We start from the raw sequence: 618 nt of genomic DNA on the forward strand, positions 1-618 counted from the left end.
ACCTCTTGGTAAAGATCAAGGAAGTCCTGAGTAGTGATACTACTCTCTTTCAGTTTTCGGTTTTTCTGAGGGATCTCACACAGCGCTACCTTTTTAATGTAGGCGCCCAGGGAGATTCCGTTTTCGTCAGCCCATGCTTCCAGGATTTGTCGCTGGTAATATTTAAGGGAAATCGAAGGGGTTGTTCGTGTATTATTTTCCATGTGTAATAAATGTTTTTGATTTAGATTTTCAGGCGGGATTTTTCGCCTGGTGTATAAAAAGGTTGAGTCCCCTGCGGCGAATCCAAGATGGGTTATGTGATGGGTGTGGCACGTGCCACATGCCACATAACCACTATCTTGCTCCTTTTTATCACCCTACGATTTCGTTATGCCATCTAGTGGCACATCAAGTCGATGCGTATAGGGTTTCTTTCTTGCCGGGTCAAACGCCTATCCATGATTGAAGTCATTGGAACGAGTATTCGTAATGAGCCGGTTATCCATTGGAGTTCATCTTTTTGTATAAAAGATTATTTAGGAGTCGCTATAGGGTCTCGTTAATCGTGAAATCAGGTTTTTGGCGGCGAACGGTTTCGGGTACTCATCATAAGACCTGGCTATTTAGGTTAGGATT

Annotated in this window: 1 protein-coding gene; it reads right to left on the reverse strand. The window is 43.4% G+C overall.

Features of this window, described 5'->3' with window-relative positions; genetic code table 11:
* Positions 1-203: hypothetical protein (locus DYD21_RS20815; RefSeq protein WP_147303673.1), on the reverse strand; the 203-nt coding region annotated here is incomplete at its 3' end.
* Between the last annotated feature and the right edge of the window lie 415 nt (positions 204-618).

Origin of the sequence: Rhodohalobacter sp. SW132, assembly GCF_003390325.1 — a bacterium.
Taxonomy (GTDB): Bacteria; Bacteroidota; Rhodothermia; order Balneolales; family Balneolaceae; genus SW132.